Source organism: Pseudomonas sp. NPDC089422 (assembly GCF_044749405.1).
Classification (GTDB): Bacteria; Pseudomonadota; Gammaproteobacteria; order Pseudomonadales; family Pseudomonadaceae; genus Aquipseudomonas.
In genome coordinates this window covers 214,236-231,133 of the sequence record NZ_JBIVHW010000006.1, presented here as the reverse complement: position 1 = coordinate 231,133, position 16,898 = coordinate 214,236, and the positions used below count along the sequence as shown (strand labels likewise).

Sequence of the window (16,898 nt, the reverse complement as noted above, 5' to 3'; positions counted from 1 at the left end):
CTGTAGGAGCGGCTTTAGCCGCGAAGCAGGCGACTCGGTGTCAGAGCCTTACGCTGGCAAACGTCGACTCATTGCGCGCCTGGCTCAGGGCAGCCATCGGCCCGCTGTGCGGCGACAGGGTCATGGCCTGCGGGATCGGCATCATCGCCACCTGCTGCGCAGTGTTGGAGCCGACGCGCTCGTCACGCGGCGGAATGCCGAAGTACTCGCGGTAGCACTTGGAGAAGTGCGGTGTGGAGACGAAACCGCACACCGAGGCCACTTCGATGATCGACATCGGCGTCTGCTTGAGCAGCTGCCGTGCACGGATCAGGCGCAGCTTCAGGTAGTAGCGCGACGGCGAGCAATGCAGGTACTTCTGGAACAGCCGTTCGAGCTGGCGACGCGACACCGACACATACACGGCCAGTTCGTCGAGGTCGATCGGCTCTTCGAGGTTGGCCTCCATCAGCGCGACAATTTCCTGCAGCTTCGGCTGGTTGGTGCCGAGCATGTGCTTGAGCGGTACACGCTGGTGGTCCTGTTCGTTGCGGATGCGCTCGTAGACGAACATCTCGGAGATCGCCGCCGACAGCTCGCGGCCGTGGTCGCGGCTGATCAGGTGCAGCATCATGTCCAGCGGCGCGGTGCCGCCGGAGCTGGTGAAGCGGTTGCGGTCGAGGGTGAACAGGCGGGTGCTCATGTTGACCCGCGGGAAGGCCTCCTGCATGGCTGCCAGGCATTCCCAGTGCACGCTGCAATCGAAGCCATCGAGCAGGCCCGCGCAAGCCAGGGCCCAGCTGCCGGTGCACACCGCACCGAGGCGGCGCGACTGGCGCGCCTGGGCCTGCAGCCAGGTGACATGCTCACGGGTGACGGTGCGCTGGATGCCGACGCCACCGCAGACGATCACGGTGTCGATCGGTGGTGCGCTGTGCATCGCGGCATCGGGGGTGATCTGCAGGCCGTCGCTGGCCCACACCTGGCCGCCATCGACGGTCAGTGTGTGCCAGCGGTACAGCTCGCGGCCGGACAGCTGGTTGGCCATGCGCAGCGGCTCGACCGCCGATGCCAGGGAAATCAGGGTGAAATTGTCCAATAGAAGAAACCCGATGGACTGGGGTGCTGTGCGGTTCTGGGTTGGGTTCCCGGAGGTGTACGACGTCATCGCGATTTCTCCTCACACAAATGCAGGGTGTGCCTCAGGCGGGCACTGATTTCTTGTTATGGCCCCGGTTTCGTGTGCAGGGGCTTGTTGCCAATCTCAACGCAAAGGCCGTGCCTGAAATTGAACGGCCATCCGAAAAAACCTGAAAACGACGCCTTCATTCGGCAAATCAGGCACTTCGAGCGAGTTGGCAATGCTTCGCAAACCGCCGTGCTAGCGCCTTGCGTGTAACGACTGAGCAATTTGGTGACACGCGCAGTGTAAGTTGCCCAGAAACGACACTCTTGAGTGTCACCGACAATGCCCACTCTGATAGCGACATCCGACGATCGGTATGCACCAATCAAGTGCGCCGCGACCCGTGCAGGAGCGGCCTTGTGTCGCGAAAGGGCCGCAACGGGGCCCCAGGATTTATGCTGTGATGCAAAAATCGCCGGGGCCGCGTTGCGGCCCTTTCGCGACACAAGGCCGCTCCTACAAGAATCTGCGAGAAGCAGAAACCCTCAGCACTCGATGGCGCTGACCGCCAGGCCACCGCGCGAGGTTTCTTTATATTTGTCGTGCATGTCGGCCCCGGTGTCGCGCATGGTGCGGATCACCTGGTCGAGGGAGATGAAGTGCTCGCCGTCGCCGCGCAGGGACATCTGCACGGCATTGATCGCCTTCACCGCAGCAATTGCGTTGCGCTCGATGCATGGCACCTGCACCAGGCCGCCGACCGGGTCGCAGGTCAGGCCGAGGTTGTGCTCCAGGGCGATCTCGGCGGCGTTCTCCACCTGTGGCGGGGTTGCTCCCAGCACTTCGGCAAGGCCGGCAGCAGCCATGGCACAGGCCGAGCCGACCTCACCCTGGCAACCGACTTCGGCACCGGAAATCGACGCGTTCTTCTTGCACAGGATGCCCACGGCGGCGGCGCCGAGGAAGAAGTCCACCACGCTCGACTCGTCCACTGCATCGCTGAAGCGCATGTAGTAGTGCAGCACCGCCGGGATGATGCCGGCCGCGCCGTTGGTGGGCGCGGTGACCATGCGCCCGCCGGCGGCGTTCTCTTCATTGACCGCCAGAGCGAACAGGTTGACCCACTCCATGGCGCTCATGGTCGAGCCGATCACGTTGGGCTTGCCGATTTCCTGCAGGCTGCGGTGCAGCTTGGCGGCGCGACGGCGCACGTTCAGCCCGCCAGGTAGCGTGCCTTCGTATTTCAGGCCGTTGTTGACGCACTCCTGCATGGCCTCCCAGAGCTTGTGCAGGCCAGCGCGGATCTCCTCCTCGCTACGCCAGACCTTCTCGTTGGCCATCATCAATTGCGACACGCTGAGGTCGTTTTGCTTGCACAGGCGCAGCAGTTCGGCGGCGCTGTTGAAATCGTACGGCAGCACCGTCTGGTCGGCATCCAGCACGCCGCTGGCGGCCTGGGCAGCGTCGACCACGAAGCCGCCACCGACCGAGTAATAGGTGTCGCGGTGCAGCTCGCCCTGGGCGCCTTCGGCGATCAGGGTCATGGCATTGGGGTGGTACGGCAGGTTCTCGTCCAGCAGCAGCATGTCGCGGGCCCAGACGAACTCGATGGGCAGGCGGTTATCCAGCTTCAGGGTGTTGGTTTCGCGCAGGTCAGCGATCCGCGGGACGATCTGGGTCGGGTCGATGGCGTCCGGCCATTCACCCATCAGGCCCATGATGGTGGCGTTGTCGGTGCCGTGGCCGATGCCGGTGGCCGACAGCGAGCCGTACAGCCGCACTTCGATCCTTTGCACCTGTTCCAGCTCGCCGCGCTCACGCAGGCCCTGGACGAACAAGGCGCCAGCACGCATGGGGCCGACGGTGTGGGAGCTGGAGGGCCCGACACCAATCTTGAACAGGTCGAACACGCTGATGGCCATTGTCGAATCACCTCTTGCTGGGCTTGTCTCTGCGCGCCATGCGCAGGGCGGGGCAACTGCTAGGCTGAAGCTGCGAGCCGCCACGAATGCACGCATCATCGGGCTTTTGCCTACCCCCTCGCCGTCTGCAACCGACGTACTTTTGTCCAGCAGCGCCGCAGCCTTTTCGGCTACCTGCGCGCCGCTTTCGAGCGGCGTGGTGACGCAAAAATGCGGCTACAGGGGTGGAAAAACTCATAAACGACATCGCCCGTACTGGATGCGACCCGTTCCGTACTGGTTACGACCCCACCAGTAGGCGATTGCCCGGCGCTGGAGGATTATCGAAAGCGACTCGTAAAGCACGGCCACGCAACCTGCCCTCTGCAGGCCTGGTCGACCGGACCCTGAGAAAGCCCGGCGACCCATGCGAACCCGAAGACAAAATCACAGGAGTCCATCCATGAAAGGTTCACCCTCGCTGTTGCTGGTCGCGATGCTGTCCGCGCCTCTGCTGGCCCAGGCCGCCGAGCCTGAGCAGTGCCAGACGGTACGCTTCTCCGATGTCGGCTGGACCGACATCACCGTGACCACGGCGACCACCAGCGTTGTGCTCGAAGCACTGGGTTACAAGACCCACACCACCATGATCTCGGTACCGGTGACCTACAAGTCGCTGGCCACCGGCAAGGACCTGGACGTGTTTCTCGGCAACTGGATGCCGACCATGGAGAACGACATCAAGCAGTACCGCGACGCCGGCACGGTGGATACCGTGCGCCCCAACCTGGAGAACGCCAAGTACACCCTGGCGGTGCCCCAGGCGCTGTATGACAAGGGGCTCAAGGATTTCAGCGACATTCCCAAGTTCAAGAAGGAACTGGACGGCAAGATCTACGGCATCGAGCCCGGCAACGATGGCAACCGCACCATCCAGAGCATGATCGACAAGAACGCCTTCGGCCTCAAGGACGCCGGTTTCAAGATCGTGCAGTCGAGCGAGGCCGGCATGCTGTCGCAGGTCGACCGCGCGCAGAAGCGTGGCGAGGCGGTGGTGTTCCTGGGCTGGGAACCACACCCGATGAACACCCGCTTCAAGATGCAGTACCTGACCGGCGGGGACGAGTTCTTCGGCCCCGAGTTCGGCAAGGCCACCGTGCTGACCAACACGCGCAAGGACTATGTGCAGGAATGCAGCAACGTCGGCCAGCTCCTGAAGAACCTGTCGTTCGAGCTCAAGGATGAAAGCACCATGATGGGCTATGTCCTGGACGACAAGATGAAGCCCGAGGCGGCCGCCAAGAAGTGGCTCAAGGACAACCCTGGCAAGCTGGATACCTGGCTGGCGGGCGTCACCACCGTGGATGGCAAACCCGGCCTTGAGGCGGCCAAGGCCAAGCTCGCTCAATAACGCAATACGTCGTAGCGCTACCTCGGGGCGGGACCGTGCCCGCCCCGGACTGATTTCAATCTTTGCAGGTGGAAGCTCGCTATCATGCTTATCGATCAGAAAATACCCCTGGGTCAGTACATCGCGTCGTTCGTCGAATGGCTGACCCAGAATGGCGCGAACTACTTCGACGCCATTGCCCGAGGCCTGGAGTTCATGATCCATGGCGTCACCAGTACCCTGACCTTCTTCAACCCGTTCGTGCTCATCGCCCTGTTCGCCGCCCTGGCGCATTTCATCCAGCGCAAGTGGGCGCTTACCGCATTCGTCGCCCTCTCCTTCCTGCTGATCCTCAACCTGGGGTACTGGCAGGAAACCATGGAGACCCTGGCCCAGGTGACCTTCGCCACCGTGGTCTGCGTGGCCATCGGCGTGCCGCTGGGCATCGTCGCCGCGCACAAGCCGATGTTCTACACCGCCATGCGCCCGGTGCTCGACCTGATGCAGACCGTGCCGACCTTCGTCTACCTGATCCCGACCCTGACCCTGTTCGGCCTGGGCGTGGTGCCGGGGCTGATCTCGACGGTGGTGTTCGCCATCGCCGCGCCGATCCGCCTGACCTACCTGGGCATCTGCGACGTGCCGCAGGAGCTGATGGACGCCGGCAAGGCGTTTGGCTGCTCGCGCCGCCAGCTGCTCACCCGTATCGAACTGCCGCACGCGATGCCAAGCATCGCCGCCGGCGTCACCCAGTGCATCATGCTGTCGCTGTCGATGGTGGTGATTGCCGCCCTGGTGGGCGCCGATGGCCTGGGCAAACCTGTGGTCAACGCACTGAACACCGCCGATATCTCCCTGGGCTTCGAAGCGGGCCTGGCGATCGTGCTGCTGGCGATCATGCTCGACCGTATCTGCAAGCAACCGGAACTGCCGGTAAGGGGTGAGGCATGAGCATCATTCGATTCGAAGACGTCGACGTCATCTTCTCCAACAAGCCGCGCGAAGCACTGGCGCTGCTGGACAAGGGCCAGACCCGCGAGCAGATCCTCAAGCAGACCGGCCTGGTGGTCGGTGTGGAAAAGGCCAACCTGGATATCAACAAAGGCGAGATCTGCGTGCTGATGGGCCTGTCCGGCTCGGGCAAGTCGAGCCTGCTGCGCTGCATCAACGGCCTCAACACCGTGAGCCGCGGCAAGCTGTTCGTCGAGCATGAAGGCAAGCACATCGACATTGCCCACTGCACCCCGGCAGAGCTGAAGATGATGCGCACCAAGCGCATCGCCATGGTGTTCCAGAAGTTCGCCCTGATGCCGTGGCTGACGGTGCGCGAGAACATCAGCTTCGGCCTGGAAATGCAGGGCCGCCCGGAAAAGGAACGGCGCAAGCTGGTCGACGAGAAGCTCGAGCTGGTCGGCCTGACCCAATGGCGCAACAAGAAGCCGGACGAACTCTCCGGCGGCATGCAGCAGCGTGTAGGCCTGGCCCGGGCGCTGGCGATGGACGCCGACATCCTGTTGATGGACGAACCGTTCTCGGCCCTCGACCCGCTGATCCGCCAGGGCCTGCAAGACGAGTTGCTGGGCCTGCAGGCCAAGCTGAGCAAGACCATCGTGTTCGTCAGCCACGACCTCGACGAGGCCCTGAAGCTGGGCAGCCGCATCGCCATCATGAAAGATGGGCGGATCATCCAGTACAGCAAGCCGGAAGAGATCGTGCTGAACCCGGCCGACGAGTACGTGCGTACCTTCGTCGCCCACACCAACCCGCTGAACGTGCTGTGCGGCCGCAGCCTGATGCGCAGCCTGGACAACTGCAAACGGGTCAATGGCTCGGTGTGCCTGGACCCGGGTGGCGATTCGTGGCTGGACCTGGGTGAAGGGAATTCGATCAAGCGCGCTCGCCAGGGGCAGAACGGGCTGGACATGCAGAACTGGGCGCCTGGGCAGGCTGTGGAAGGGCTGGGGCGCAAACCGACGCTGGTGCATGCCGACATTGGCATGCGTGAGGCGCTGCAGATTCGTTACCAGACGGGCAACAAGCTGGTGCTGCAGGAGAATGACAAGGTGGTGGGGATTCTTGGGGATACCGAGCTCTACCACGCCTTGCTCGGCAAGACCCACGGTTGATGCCTTTGGGGCCGCGTTGCGGCCCTTTCGCGACACAAGGCCGCTCCTACAGGGGAATGCGTAATCCTGTAGGAGCGGCCTTGTGTCGCGAAAGGAGGGCAAAGCCCTCCCAGCATTCGATCAGCGAACGACGATCCCGCGCGAAGCCATGTAGGCCTTGGCCTCCGGCACCGTGTATTCGCCAAAGTGGAAGATGCTGGCCGCCAGCACCGCGCTGGCATGCCCTTCCAGAATACCGTCGGCCAGGTGCTGCAGGTTACCCACGCCACCCGAAGCGATCACCGGAATCCCCAGCGCATCGCTGATGGCACGGGTCACACCCAGGTCGAAACCGTTCTTCATGCCGTCCTGGTCCATGCTGGTCAGCAGGATCTCGCCGGCACCCAGGCCTTCCATCTTCTTCGCCCACTCAACCGCATCCAGCCCGGTCGGCTTGCGCCCGCCGTGGGTGAAGATCTCCCAGCGCGGCGCTTCGCCTGGCCCGGAGACCTTCTTGGCGTCGATGGCGACGACGATGCATTGCGAACCGAAACGGTCCGCAGCCTCGCCGACAAATTCCGGGTTGAACACCGCGGCAGTGTTGATCGAGACCTTGTCGGCACCGGCGTTGAGCAGGTTGCGGATGTCCTGCACGGTGCGCACGCCACCGCCCACGGTCAGCGGGATGAACACCTGGCTGGCCATGCGCTCGACGGTATGCAGGGTGGTGTCGCGGCCGTCGACGCTGGCGGTGATGTCGAGGAAGGTGATTTCGTCGGCACCCTGCTCGTTGTAGCGACGGGCGATTTCCACCGGGTCGCCGGCATCACGGATGTTCTCGAACTTGACGCCCTTGACCACACGGCCGTTGTCCACGTCCAGGCAAGGGATGATGCGCTTGGCCAGTGCCATGGTTCAGTCCTCAGCCTTGGTAGTTGTCGCAGAAGGCCTGGGCCTCGGCGACATCGAGGGTGCCTTCGTAGATGGCACGGCCGGTGATGGCACCGATGATGCCCGGGGCCTTGGCATCCAGCAGGGCCTTGATGTCACCCAGGTTGTGGATACCGCCCGAAGCGATCACCGGGATACGCGTGGCTTCTGCCAGCGCCTTGGTGAACGGTACGTTGCAGCCCTGCATCATGCCGTCCTTGGCGATGTCGGTGTAGACGATCGCCGAAACGCCATCGGCCTCGAAACGCTTGGCCAGGTCGATGACCTGCACCGAGCTCACTTCCGCCCAGCCGTCGGTGGCGACGAAGCCGTCCTTGGCGTCCAGGCCAACGATGACCTTGCCAGGGAACGCCTTGCACGCTTCGGCAACGAACTCAGGCTGCTTGACCGCCTTGGTGCCGATGATCACGTAACTGACGCCAGCCTTGACGTAGTGCTCGATGGTTTCCAGCGAGCGGATGCCGCCACCGATCTGGATCGGCAGGTTCGGGTAGCGCTTGGCGATGGCGGTGACCACTTCACCGTTGACCGGCTGGCCTTCGAAGGCGCCGTTGAGGTCGACCAGGTGCAGGCGGCGGCAGCCACCCTCGACCCACTTGGCGGCCATGCTCACCGGGTCGTCGGAGAATACCGTGGAGTCTTCCATGCGGCCCTGGCGCAGGCGCACGCAGGCACCGTCCTTCAGATCGATAGCGGGGATAATCAGCATCTTGGGAACCTGTCTGTTCTTGGGGGTTCAGGGCTTTTCGAGTGCCCACAGATCGCTTTCGATGCTCTCGAACCGCTCCTTGAGGTGCAGCTGAACATCGGCAATCGCCCTGTTGTAGTAATGGGGTGCTATTTCTTTGCTGAACAGCTCGAGGACCTCGGCCACCTCGAACGACCCGAGCCGCAGCTCGAAGCGGTCTTCGAGAAAACGCTTGAGCGTGTCGAGCGCCGCGCGTTCCTCTTCGGGGGCCAGGGTGATGACCGGGGCCTTGGTCTTCGAACGGCTCATTTACCAGCGCCCGTCCCAGGCGACGAAGTTCTGCAGCAGCTGCAGGCCATGGGTATGGCTCTTCTCCGGGTGGAACTGCACGGCAAAGCGCGAGCCATCGGCCAGCGCGGCAGCGAAGTCGACGCCATAGTGGCCGCGGCCGACCACCTGGCCAGGCTTGCCGGCATTGATGTAGTAGCTGTGCACGAAGTAGAAGCGCGCACGGTCGGGAATGTCGTGCCACAGCGGGTGGTCGATGGTCTGGCTGACTTCGTTCCAGCCCATGTGCGGCACCTTCAGGTGCTCGCCGTCTTCTTTCAGGTCTTTGCCGAAGAAGCGCACCTGGCCAGGGAACAGGCCGATGCAGTCGACACCGTCGTTCTCCTCGCTGTGGTCGAGCAGCGCCTGCATGCCGACGCAGATGCCGAGGAACGGGCGGTCCTGGCTCACTTCGCGGACCAGGCTGTCGAAGCCCAGGCGGCGGATTTCGGCCATGCAGTCGCGGATCGCGCCCACACCCGGGAACACCACGCGGTCAGCCTCGCGGATCACCGCGGCGTCGCTGGTGACCAGCACCTTGCCGGCGCCGACGTGCTCGAGCGCCTTGGCCACCGAGTGCAGGTTGCCCATGCCATAGTCGATTACGGCTACCGTCTGCATTTACAGGCACCCTTTGGTCGACGGCATCTGCCCGGCCATGCGCTCGTCGAGGGTCACCGCCATGCGCAGGGCGCGGCCGAAAGCCTTGAACACGGTTTCGATCTGGTGGTGGGTGTTGTGGCCACGCAGGTTGTCGATGTGCAGGGTCACCAGGGCGTGGTTGACGAAGCCCTGGAAGAATTCCTGGAACAGGTCGACATCGAAGCCGCCCACGCTGGCGCGGGTGTAGGGCACATGCATCTGCAGGCCTGGGCGGCCGGAGAAGTCGATGACCACGCGCGACAGCGCTTCGTCCAGCGGTACATAGGCATGGCCGTAGCGGAAGATGCCTTTCTTGTCGCCGATGGCCTGGGCGAATGCCATGCCCAGGGTGATACCGACGTCTTCGACGGTATGGTGATCGTCGATATGCAGGTCACCCTTGCACTCGATATCCAGATCGATCAGCCCATGACGGGCGATCTGGTCCAGCATGTGTTCAAGGAAAGGCACACCGATATCGAATCGGGCCTTGCCACTGCCATCGAGGTTGATCGAGCACTTGACCTGGGTTTCCAGGGTATTGCGCTCGACGGAAGCCTTACGTTCGACCATCACCAGCTCCGCAAAATCATTGGGCGAAAAGGGCTCCATTATAGGCCCAGAACGCGCCGGCTTGAAACGCGGATGACATATGGCATGGCAAGGAATTGCGGGGCCGGACGGCCCTACAGGTCTATACAACCAGGTCATGGGGGCTGCCAGGCAACCCCCACACGGCTACATCAATGGAACAGTACAGCAGTCTTCTGCAGGGTGATCCACACCCCCCAAGCCAGCGGCACGACCACCACGGCCCAGGCCAGCAGCACCAGCGGCAGGCTGCCCGGCGCGGCGTGCCACTCCAGCGAACGCGCACCGTCAGCACCTTTGTCGTGGCTCAGCGCACGTTCGGCGGCCAGCTCGGCATCGCTCATGAAGTGCTTGTCGGCGACCGGGCGGATCAGCAGGTTGCAGATAAAGCCCAGCACCAGCAGGCCGGCGAGAATGTACAGGGTCATGTCGTAGGCCGCTGCACGTTCCACACCCGCCGCCAGCTGGTACTCGCGCAGGTAGGTGATCAGCACCGGGCCCAGCACGCCGGCTGCAGCCCAGGCAGTCAACAGGCGACCGTGGATGGCGCCGACCATCTGCGTGCCGAACAGGTCGGCCAGGTAGGCCGGCACGGTCGCGAAGCCACCGCCGTACATCGACAGGATGATGCAGAACGCCGCCACGAACAGTGCCACGTTGCCCAGGTGGCCCATGTTCGGCACCAGGCTGTAGAGGCCGACGCCCAGGGCGAAGAAGGCAAAGTAGGTGTTCTTGCGGCCGATGTAGTCGGAGAACGACGCCCAGAAGAACCGGCCACCGATGTTGAACAGGCTCAGCAGGCCGGTGAAGCCGGCGGCGATGGCGGCGATCTGCGCCAGCTGCGCGGCGTTCAGCTCGCTGAAGCTCAGTTCGTTGCCCAGCAGCTTGCCGGCGAACACTTCCTGCAGCAGTGGCGACGCCATGCCAAGGATGCCGATACCGGCCGAAACGTTCAGGCACAGCACCAGCCATACCAGGGCGAACTGGGGGGTTTTCCAGGCGACGCTGACATGCACGTGGCGGTCGGTGACCATGCCATTGCCGGCCTTTTTCACCGGGGCAGTCCAGCCTTCAGGTTTCCAGCCGGTCGGCGGTACGCGATAAGCCAGGGCGCCGGCGGTCATGAACACGAAGTAGATCGCGGCCATGGCGACAAAGCTTTGCCACACACCCACTTCATGTTCGTTGCCGAAGTGCCCCATCAGCGCGGTAGCCAGCGGTGCGCCGACCATGGCGCCACCACCGAAGCCCATGATCGCCATGCCGGTAGCCATGCCGCGCTTGTCCGGGAACCACTTGATCAGGGTCGAGACCGGCGAAATGTAGCCCAGGCCCAGGCCGATACCGCCGATCACACCGGAACCCAGCCACATCAGCCACAGCTGGTGGGTCTTCACGCCGATCGCCGAGATCAGCATGCCGCCACACCAGCACAGCGCCGAAACCAGGCCGGCCTTGCGCGGGCCGGCGTGCTCCAGCCAGCCGCCGAGCACTGCGGCCGAGCAGCCGAGGAAGACGAAGAACAGGGTGTAGATCCAGCTCAGCATCGAGATCGGCCAGTCGCATTCGGCGCTGAACATACGGGCGATGAAGCCCATGTCGGCCGAACAGGCAACCGGCGCGGTGATGCCGATGGCTTGCGACAGTGGCAGCCAGAACACCGAGAAGCCATAGGCCATGCCGATGCACAGGTGAATGGCCAAGGCGGCTGGCGGCACCAGCCAGCGGTTGAAGCCCGGGCGGGCGATGATGCGCTCCTTCGACAGGAAGCTCGGCGCGCTGGCCAGCCCCCCCGCCGTGATGGTACTGCTCATGGATTCAATCCTTTTGTAGGTAGACAGTGCTGGCGGATGGCGTCCCGGGCTCTTGTTCTCGCACGCAGGGCGAACGGGCCTTTTCCCTGGGTAACGGCCCGCGACAATGGGTCGCGGCCGCTCCGCAAAGCGGCACAAGGGTACCAGTTCGCAGATGACATGAAAGCAATCTGATATCGTTATTTTTCGCGTTGCTGAATCGGTATTTCGGCACCGGCCTCTTCGCAGGCAAACCCGCTCCCACAGGTACTGCACAGTTCTCGAAACCTGTGATGACCCTGTGGGAGCGGGCTTGCCCGCGAAGAATCCAGCACCGAAGGAACTGTCAAAACCACAATTGTCGAACCCCCAAATCACCAGATTCGCCCTGCATCGCTAGTCGAATACGCAGGCCCCACCTCTGCGGCGCTATACTCAGCCGTTCGGAATTCACACTACGGACTACAAGGACTCGCCCATGAAAGCGTTCGGCAAAATCCTGGGACTTGGGCTTCTCGGGTTGCTGCTGATCATCGTGGCGCTGGGCTTCGCCCTGACCCACCTCTTCGATCCCAACGACTACAAAGACGAGATCCGCCAGTTGGCGCGCGACAAGGCCCACGTCGAGCTGACCCTCAACGGCGACATCGGCTGGAGCCTGTTTCCCTGGCTGGGCCTGGAGCTGCACGAAGCCAGCATCGCCACCCTGACCAAACCCAAGGAACCGTTCGCCGACCTGCAGATGCTCGGCCTCTCCGTGCGCGTGCTGCCACTGCTGCGCCGCGAAGTGCAGATGAGCGATGTACGCGTCGAAGGCCTCAACCTGACCCTGGCGCGTGACGAAAACGGCCACGGCAACTGGGAGGACATCGGCAAGCCGCTACCGGCTGCAACCGACGGCACTGCCAACGCCCCCACCCAGGCACCTGCCGAGCAGCCCGCCAAACCTGCCGAAAGCAGCAGTGAGCGCGCGGTGAAGCTCGACATCGACAGCCTCACCGTGAACAACGCCCGGGTCTACTACAGCGATGCCAAGAGCGGCCAGAGCTACAGCGCCGAAAGCATCCAGCTGAGCACCGGCCCGGTCCACGAAGGCACCAACATCGCCGTCAAGGCCAGCGCCTTCCTCAGCGCCAGCCAGCCGGCCATCAAGGCCCGCACGGAACTGGCCGGCGAACTGCGCTTCGACCGCAAGCTCAAGCGCTACAACTTCGAAGACCTGCGCCTGACCGGCGAAACCTCGGGCGAGCCTACCGGTGGCAAGACCGTCACTTTTGGCGCCCAAGGCCAGCTGCTGGTCGACATGGGCGCCAACGTTGCCTCGTGGAACGGCCTGAAAGTTTCGGCCAACCAGCTGCGCGCCCTCGGCGAACTGAACCTGCGTGACCTGGACAAGACCCCACAACTGAGTGGCGGCCTGTCCATCGCCCAGTTCAACCTGCGCACCTTCCTCGACGGCATCGGCCACCCGCTGCCCGACACCACCGACCCGGCCGCGTTCGGCAAGCTGGAGCTGGTGACCCGCCTGCAAGGCACACCGACCAGCCTGACCCTGGCCGACCTGGCCGTGAAACTGGACGACAGCACCTTCACCGGCCGCGTGGCCATCGAAGACTTCGCCAGGCAGGCCCTGCGCCTGCAGCTCAAAGGCGACAAGTTCGACGCCGATCGCTACATGCCGGCCAAGAGCGAAGCGGCCAAGGGTGCCACTGCCGCACGCCAGGCCGAGGTCCAGCAACAGGAATCCACCGCCGTGGCCGCAGCCGGTAGCTCGCCGCTGCCCAACGCCCCGACTCAGGTAGCCTGGAGCGACGACAAGCTGTTGCCGGTCGACCGCCTGCGCGCGCTAGACCTGCAGGCCGACCTGGCCTTCGGCTCGCTGACCCTGGACAAGCTGCCGATCAGCGATGCTCAGCTGCAGGCCACTGGCCAGGGTGGCCTGCTGACCTTGCAGGCCCTGCGTGGTGGCCTCTACAACGGCACCTTCGAAGCCAAGGGCAACCTCGACGTGCGCCCTGCCGTGCCGCAGCTCGGTATCAACACCAGGATCAACCGGGTACCGGTCGAGCACTTCATCAAGGCCGAAGGCAAGGAGCAGACGCCACCGGTCAAAGGCCTGCTGACCCTGACCAGTGATCTGACCGCCACCGGTAACAGCCAGAAGGCACTGGTCGATACCCTCAATGGCAGCGCAAACTTCGCCATCAATGACGGCGTGCTGGTCAACGCCAACCTTGAACAGCAACTCTGCCAGGCCATCGCCACCCTCAACCGCAAGCCCCTTAGCGGTGAACCGCGCGGCAAGGACACCCCATTCGAAGAACTGCGCGGCAGCCTGGTGATTCGCAATGGCGTGGCCAGCAACCCGGACCTCAAGGCACGTATCCCGGGCCTGACCGTCAACGGCCATGGCGACCTCGACCTGCGCGTGCTGGGCATGGACTACAACATTGGCGTGGTCGTCGAAGGTGACCAACGCGCCATGCCCGACCCGGCCTGCCAGGTCAACGAACGCTTCGTCGGCGTGGAAGTGCCGCTGCGCTGCCGCGGCCCGCTGGAGCTCGGTGCCAAGGCCTGCCGCCTGGATCAGGACGGCCTGGGCAAGGTCGCGGCCAAGCTGGCCGGCAACCGCCTGAAAGACAAGATCGATGAAAAACTCGGAGACAAAGTGAGCCCAGAATTGAAAGACGCGCTCAAGGGGCTGTTCAAGCGATGACCCCCACGCAGTTCTCCAGCGCCGTGCTGGACTGGTACGACCAGCACGGTCGCCACGACCTGCCCTGGCAACAGGGCATCAACCCATACCGGGTATGGGTGTCGGAAATCATGCTGCAGCAGACTCAGGTCAGCACCGTGCTCAATTACTTCGACCGCTTCATGCAGGCCCTGCCGACCGTGCAGGCCCTGGCCGAAGCGCCGGAGGACGAAGTGCTGCACCTGTGGACGGGCCTTGGCTACTACACCCGCGCACGCAACCTGCAGAAGGCGGCGAAGATCGTCGTCGAGCAGCATGGCGGCGAATTCCCGCGCAGCGTCGAGCAGCTCACCGAACTGCCCGGCATCGGCCGTTCCACCGCAGGGGCCATCGCCAGCATCAGCATGGGTATCCGCGCGCCGATTCTCGATGGCAACGTCAAACGCGTGCTGGCCCGCTACACCGCCCAGGCCGGCTACCCCGGCGAGCCCAAGGTGGCCAACCAGCTGTGGGCTACGGCCGAGCGCTTCACCCCGCAGCAGCGCGCCAACCACTACACCCAGGCGATGATGGACATGGGCGCGACGCTGTGCACGCGCAGCAAGCCCAGCTGCCTGATCTGCCCGTTGCAGCGCGGCTGCGAAGCGCACCTGCACGGCGAAGAAACCCGCTACCCCGAACCCAAGCCACGCAAGGCGCTGCCACAACGGCGCACGCTGATGCCGCTGCTGGCCAACCACGAAGGCGCCATCCTGCTTTACCGCCGCCCATCCAGCGGCCTGTGGGGTGGCCTGTGGAGCCTGCCGGAGCTGGACGACATCGCCCAGCTCGACGACCTCGCCTACCAGCACGGCCTGCGCTTGACCGAAAGCCGCGTACTGGACGGCCTGACCCACACCTTCAGCCACTTCCAGCTGGCGATCGAGCCCTGGCTGGTACGCGTCGACCCGGTCGGCCAGCACGTGGCCGAGGCCGACTGGCTCTGGTATAACCTCGCCACCCCGCCGCGCCTGGGCCTCGCCGCCCCGGTCAAGAAGCTGCTCAAACGCGCGGCCGACGAACTGATTGCAGGAGAAGCCCGATGACCCGCACCGTGATGTGCCGCAAGTACAAAGAAGAACTCCCAGGCCTGGACCGCCCGCCCTACCCCGGCGCCAAGGGCCAGGACATCTTCGACCACATCTCGGAGAAAGCCTGGGAAGACTGGAAGAAACACCAGACCATGCTGATCAACGAAAAGCGCCTGAACATGATGAACGGCGAGGACCGCAAGTTCCTCCAGGGTGAGATGGACAAGTTCTTCGCCGGCGAGGAATACGCCCAGGCGGAAGGCTACGTTCCACCCTCCGAATGACCCTATGAAACGTAAGCGACGGAATTAATTTAAAATTTTTTCAAAAAGTCGTTGACGGGCCGTCAGAAAATCTATTTAATTCACCTCGTCGCCCAGATAGCTCAGTCGGTAGAGCAGAGGATTGAAAATCCTCGTGTCGGCGGTTCGACTCCGTCTCTGGGCACCACCTTCAAGCTTCTGGTGGTTGCAAAGTTACCCGAAGCGACAACAAGAAACCCGCCTAGTGCGGGTTTTTTGTTGTCTGGGATTTTTGCCCTGCCCCTCCGCCGTTGACCGATATCAAATAGCCCTTTCTCGCTCAGACTCAAAATTGCAGGTGGACATTCGACCCCACCTCGCAAGGACCTCCATGAGCGAAGAAGCCCCACTCCTGCTCCCCGCCCCCGGCGAATCCTCTACTCGCGTCCCGGCCACTCCACGCACGCGCCGCCCCCGCCAGCGCAAACCCGAGCCCACCATCACTCAGGTCAGCCAGGCCCCGGCTGCGCTCGAAGTGGCCAGCGCACCAAAAGGCAGTAACGAAGACAGCACCTCGGCGCGCCTGCCGGCCAGCTACCCGTACCGCACCCGCCTGCGCCGCCAGGATTACGAGAAGGCCAAGCATGCGTTGCAGATCGAACTGCTGAAGGTGCAAAGCTGGGTCAAGGAAACCGGCCAGCGCGTGGTGATCCTGTTCGAGGGGCGTGACGCGGCGGGCAAGGGTGGCACCATCAAGCGCTTCATGGAGCACCTGAACCCGCGGGGCGCACGGATCGTCGCGCTGGAGAAGCCTTCCGAGCAGGAGCTGGGGCAGTGGTACTTCCAGCGTTACATCCAGCACCTGCCCACGGCGGGCGAGATGGTCTTCTTCGACCGCTCCTGGTACAACCGCGCCGGCGTCGAAAAGGTGATGGAGTTCTGCTCGCCGCTGCAGTACCTGGAGTTCATGCGCCAGGCACCGGACCTGGAGCGGATGCTGTGCAACAGTGGCATCCTGTTGTTCAAGTACTGGTTCTCGGTGAACCGCGAAGAGCAGCTGCGCCGCTTCATCTCGCGCCGGGACGACCCGCTCAAGCACTGGAAGCTGTCGCCCATCGACATCAAGTCGCTGGACAAGTGGGAGGACTACACCGCAGCCAAGGAGGCGATGTTCTTCCATACCGATACCGCCGATGCGCCATGGACGGTGATCAAGTCGGACGACAAGAAGCGTGCGCGGATCAACTGCATCCGGCACTTCCTGCATTCGCTGGATTACCCGGGCAAAGACCACCGCGTGGCGCATGCGCCGGATGCACTGCTGGTCGGCCGGGCATCGCGCGGGTTCGAGGAGGACGAACCGACGGCGCCCGCCAGTTGAATCGCCCGGGCTGCTGC

The 16,898-nt window shown here is 63.6% G+C and carries 15 protein-coding genes and 1 tRNA gene; 8 read left to right on the top strand and 8 right to left on the bottom strand.

Features of this window, described 5'->3' with window-relative positions:
- Positions 1 to 40 precede the first annotated feature (40 nt).
- Positions 41 to 1,147 (bottom strand): GlxA family transcriptional regulator, encoded by a 1,107-nt coding sequence (locus ACIPZ8_RS13635; RefSeq protein WP_054886700.1) that lies wholly within the window; start codon positions 1,145 to 1,147, stop codon positions 41 to 43.
- Between the two features lie 503 nt (positions 1,148 to 1,650).
- Positions 1,651 to 3,027 carry an L-serine ammonia-lyase gene (locus ACIPZ8_RS13630; protein WP_294340994.1) on the bottom strand — a complete coding sequence of 459 codons (1,377 nt, stop codon included), beginning with the start codon at positions 3,025 to 3,027 and terminating at the stop codon, positions 1,651 to 1,653.
- Positions 3,028 to 3,469: 442 nt separating this feature from the next.
- On the opposite strand from ACIPZ8_RS13630, the gene ACIPZ8_RS13625 reads away from it, so the two are divergent.
- The 3 genes from ACIPZ8_RS13625 (at position 3,470) to choV (ending at position 6,522) form a co-directional block, all read left to right on the top strand.
- The gene (locus tag ACIPZ8_RS13625) at positions 3,470 to 4,417 is read left to right on the top strand and encodes a choline ABC transporter substrate-binding protein (protein WP_400723764.1); all 948 of its coding nucleotides are present in this window, start codon (positions 3,470 to 3,472) and stop codon (positions 4,415 to 4,417) included.
- Between the two features lie 81 nt (positions 4,418 to 4,498).
- Positions 4,499 to 5,347 (top strand): choline ABC transporter permease subunit, encoded by an 849-nt coding sequence (choW, locus tag ACIPZ8_RS13620; protein ID WP_177408542.1) that lies wholly within the window; start codon positions 4,499 to 4,501, stop codon positions 5,345 to 5,347.
- Positions 5,344 to 6,522: a choline ABC transporter ATP-binding protein gene (gene choV, locus ACIPZ8_RS13615; protein WP_400723761.1), complete on the top strand. Its 1,179-nt coding sequence runs from the start codon at positions 5,344 to 5,346 to the stop codon at positions 6,520 to 6,522. Before choW ends, choV begins: the two co-directional genes overlap by 4 nt.
- Before the next feature lie 120 nt (positions 6,523 to 6,642).
- Here choV and hisF read toward each other — a convergent pair whose 3' ends face one another.
- The 6 genes from hisF to ACIPZ8_RS13585 form a co-directional block, all read right to left on the bottom strand.
- Positions 6,643 to 7,413, bottom strand: coding sequence for an imidazole glycerol phosphate synthase subunit HisF (gene hisF / locus ACIPZ8_RS13610; protein WP_011536177.1), 771 nt, complete (start codon positions 7,411 to 7,413; stop codon positions 6,643 to 6,645).
- 10 nt (positions 7,414 to 7,423) lie between these two features.
- Entirely contained in the window at positions 7,424 to 8,161 is a 738-nt protein-coding gene (gene hisA, locus ACIPZ8_RS13605) for a 1-(5-phosphoribosyl)-5-[(5-phosphoribosylamino)methylideneamino]imidazole-4-carboxamide isomerase (RefSeq protein WP_003255731.1), read from the bottom strand.
- 27 nt (positions 8,162 to 8,188) lie between these two features.
- The gene (locus tag ACIPZ8_RS13600; RefSeq protein WP_400723758.1) at positions 8,189 to 8,449 is read right to left on the bottom strand and encodes a DUF2164 domain-containing protein; all 261 of its coding nucleotides are present in this window, start codon (positions 8,447 to 8,449) and stop codon (positions 8,189 to 8,191) included.
- Entirely contained in the window at positions 8,450 to 9,088 is a 639-nt protein-coding gene (gene hisH, locus ACIPZ8_RS13595; protein ID WP_028688463.1) for an imidazole glycerol phosphate synthase subunit HisH, read from the bottom strand.
- Positions 9,089 to 9,682: an imidazoleglycerol-phosphate dehydratase HisB gene (gene hisB, locus ACIPZ8_RS13590; protein WP_023532883.1), complete on the bottom strand. Its 594-nt coding sequence runs from the start codon at positions 9,680 to 9,682 to the stop codon at positions 9,089 to 9,091.
- Between the two features lie 170 nt (positions 9,683 to 9,852).
- Positions 9,853 to 11,514, bottom strand: coding sequence for an OFA family MFS transporter (locus ACIPZ8_RS13585; protein WP_400723754.1), 1,662 nt, complete (start codon positions 11,512 to 11,514; stop codon positions 9,853 to 9,855).
- 457 nt (positions 11,515 to 11,971) lie between these two features.
- Here ACIPZ8_RS13585 and ACIPZ8_RS13580 point away from each other — a divergent pair, with 457 nt between their 5' ends.
- From ACIPZ8_RS13580 to ppk2, 5 genes are all read left to right on the top strand, one after another.
- Positions 11,972 to 14,209, top strand: coding sequence for an AsmA family protein (locus ACIPZ8_RS13580; RefSeq protein ID WP_400723751.1), 2,238 nt, complete (start codon positions 11,972 to 11,974; stop codon positions 14,207 to 14,209).
- Complete coding sequence (mutY, locus tag ACIPZ8_RS13575; RefSeq protein ID WP_400723748.1) at positions 14,206 to 15,273, top strand: A/G-specific adenine glycosylase; 1,068 nt, start codon at positions 14,206 to 14,208, stop codon at positions 15,271 to 15,273. Before ACIPZ8_RS13580 ends, mutY begins: the two co-directional genes overlap by 4 nt.
- Positions 15,270 to 15,542: an oxidative damage protection protein gene (locus tag ACIPZ8_RS13570; protein ID WP_400723745.1), complete on the top strand. Its 273-nt coding sequence runs from the start codon at positions 15,270 to 15,272 to the stop codon at positions 15,540 to 15,542. The genes mutY and ACIPZ8_RS13570 overlap by 4 nt, the downstream gene beginning before the upstream one ends.
- Positions 15,543 to 15,632: 90 nt before the next feature.
- Positions 15,633 to 15,708, top strand: a tRNA-Phe gene (locus ACIPZ8_RS13565).
- A 183-nt stretch (positions 15,709 to 15,891) separates the two neighbouring features.
- The gene (gene ppk2, locus ACIPZ8_RS13560) at positions 15,892 to 16,881 is read left to right on the top strand and encodes a polyphosphate kinase 2 (protein ID WP_400723742.1); all 990 of its coding nucleotides are present in this window, start codon (positions 15,892 to 15,894) and stop codon (positions 16,879 to 16,881) included.
- The last annotated feature ends 17 nt before the right edge of the window (positions 16,882 to 16,898 follow it).

Bases quoted from the DNA above. Each gene is read 5' to 3' on its own strand.
- ACIPZ8_RS13585 (WP_400723754.1), bottom strand. From the start codon at position 11,514: ATGAGCAGTACCATCACGGCGGGGGGGCTGGCCAGCGCGCCGAGCTTC.
- ACIPZ8_RS13600 (WP_400723758.1), bottom strand. From the start codon at position 8,449: ATGAGCCGTTCGAAGACCAAGGCCCCGGTCATCACCCTGGCCCCCGAA.
- ACIPZ8_RS13625 (WP_400723764.1), top strand. From the start codon at position 3,470: ATGAAAGGTTCACCCTCGCTGTTGCTGGTCGCGATGCTGTCCGCGCCT.
- ACIPZ8_RS13570 (WP_400723745.1), top strand. From the start codon at position 15,270: ATGACCCGCACCGTGATGTGCCGCAAGTACAAAGAAGAACTCCCAGGC.
- hisH (WP_028688463.1), bottom strand. From the start codon at position 9,088: ATGCAGACGGTAGCCGTAATCGACTATGGCATGGGCAACCTGCACTCG.
- hisB (WP_023532883.1), bottom strand. From the start codon at position 9,682: ATGGTCGAACGTAAGGCTTCCGTCGAGCGCAATACCCTGGAAACCCAG.
- hisA (WP_003255731.1), bottom strand. From the start codon at position 8,161: ATGCTGATTATCCCCGCTATCGATCTGAAGGACGGTGCCTGCGTGCGC.
- ACIPZ8_RS13635 (WP_054886700.1), bottom strand. From the start codon at position 1,147: ATGACGTCGTACACCTCCGGGAACCCAACCCAGAACCGCACAGCACCC.
- ACIPZ8_RS13580 (WP_400723751.1), top strand. From the start codon at position 11,972: ATGAAAGCGTTCGGCAAAATCCTGGGACTTGGGCTTCTCGGGTTGCTG.
- choV (WP_400723761.1), top strand. From the start codon at position 5,344: ATGAGCATCATTCGATTCGAAGACGTCGACGTCATCTTCTCCAACAAG.
- mutY (WP_400723748.1), top strand. From the start codon at position 14,206: ATGACCCCCACGCAGTTCTCCAGCGCCGTGCTGGACTGGTACGACCAG.
- ACIPZ8_RS13630 (WP_294340994.1), bottom strand. From the start codon at position 3,027: ATGGCCATCAGCGTGTTCGACCTGTTCAAGATTGGTGTCGGGCCCTCC.
- ppk2 (WP_400723742.1), top strand. From the start codon at position 15,892: ATGAGCGAAGAAGCCCCACTCCTGCTCCCCGCCCCCGGCGAATCCTCT.
- hisF (WP_011536177.1), bottom strand. From the start codon at position 7,413: ATGGCACTGGCCAAGCGCATCATCCCTTGCCTGGACGTGGACAACGGC.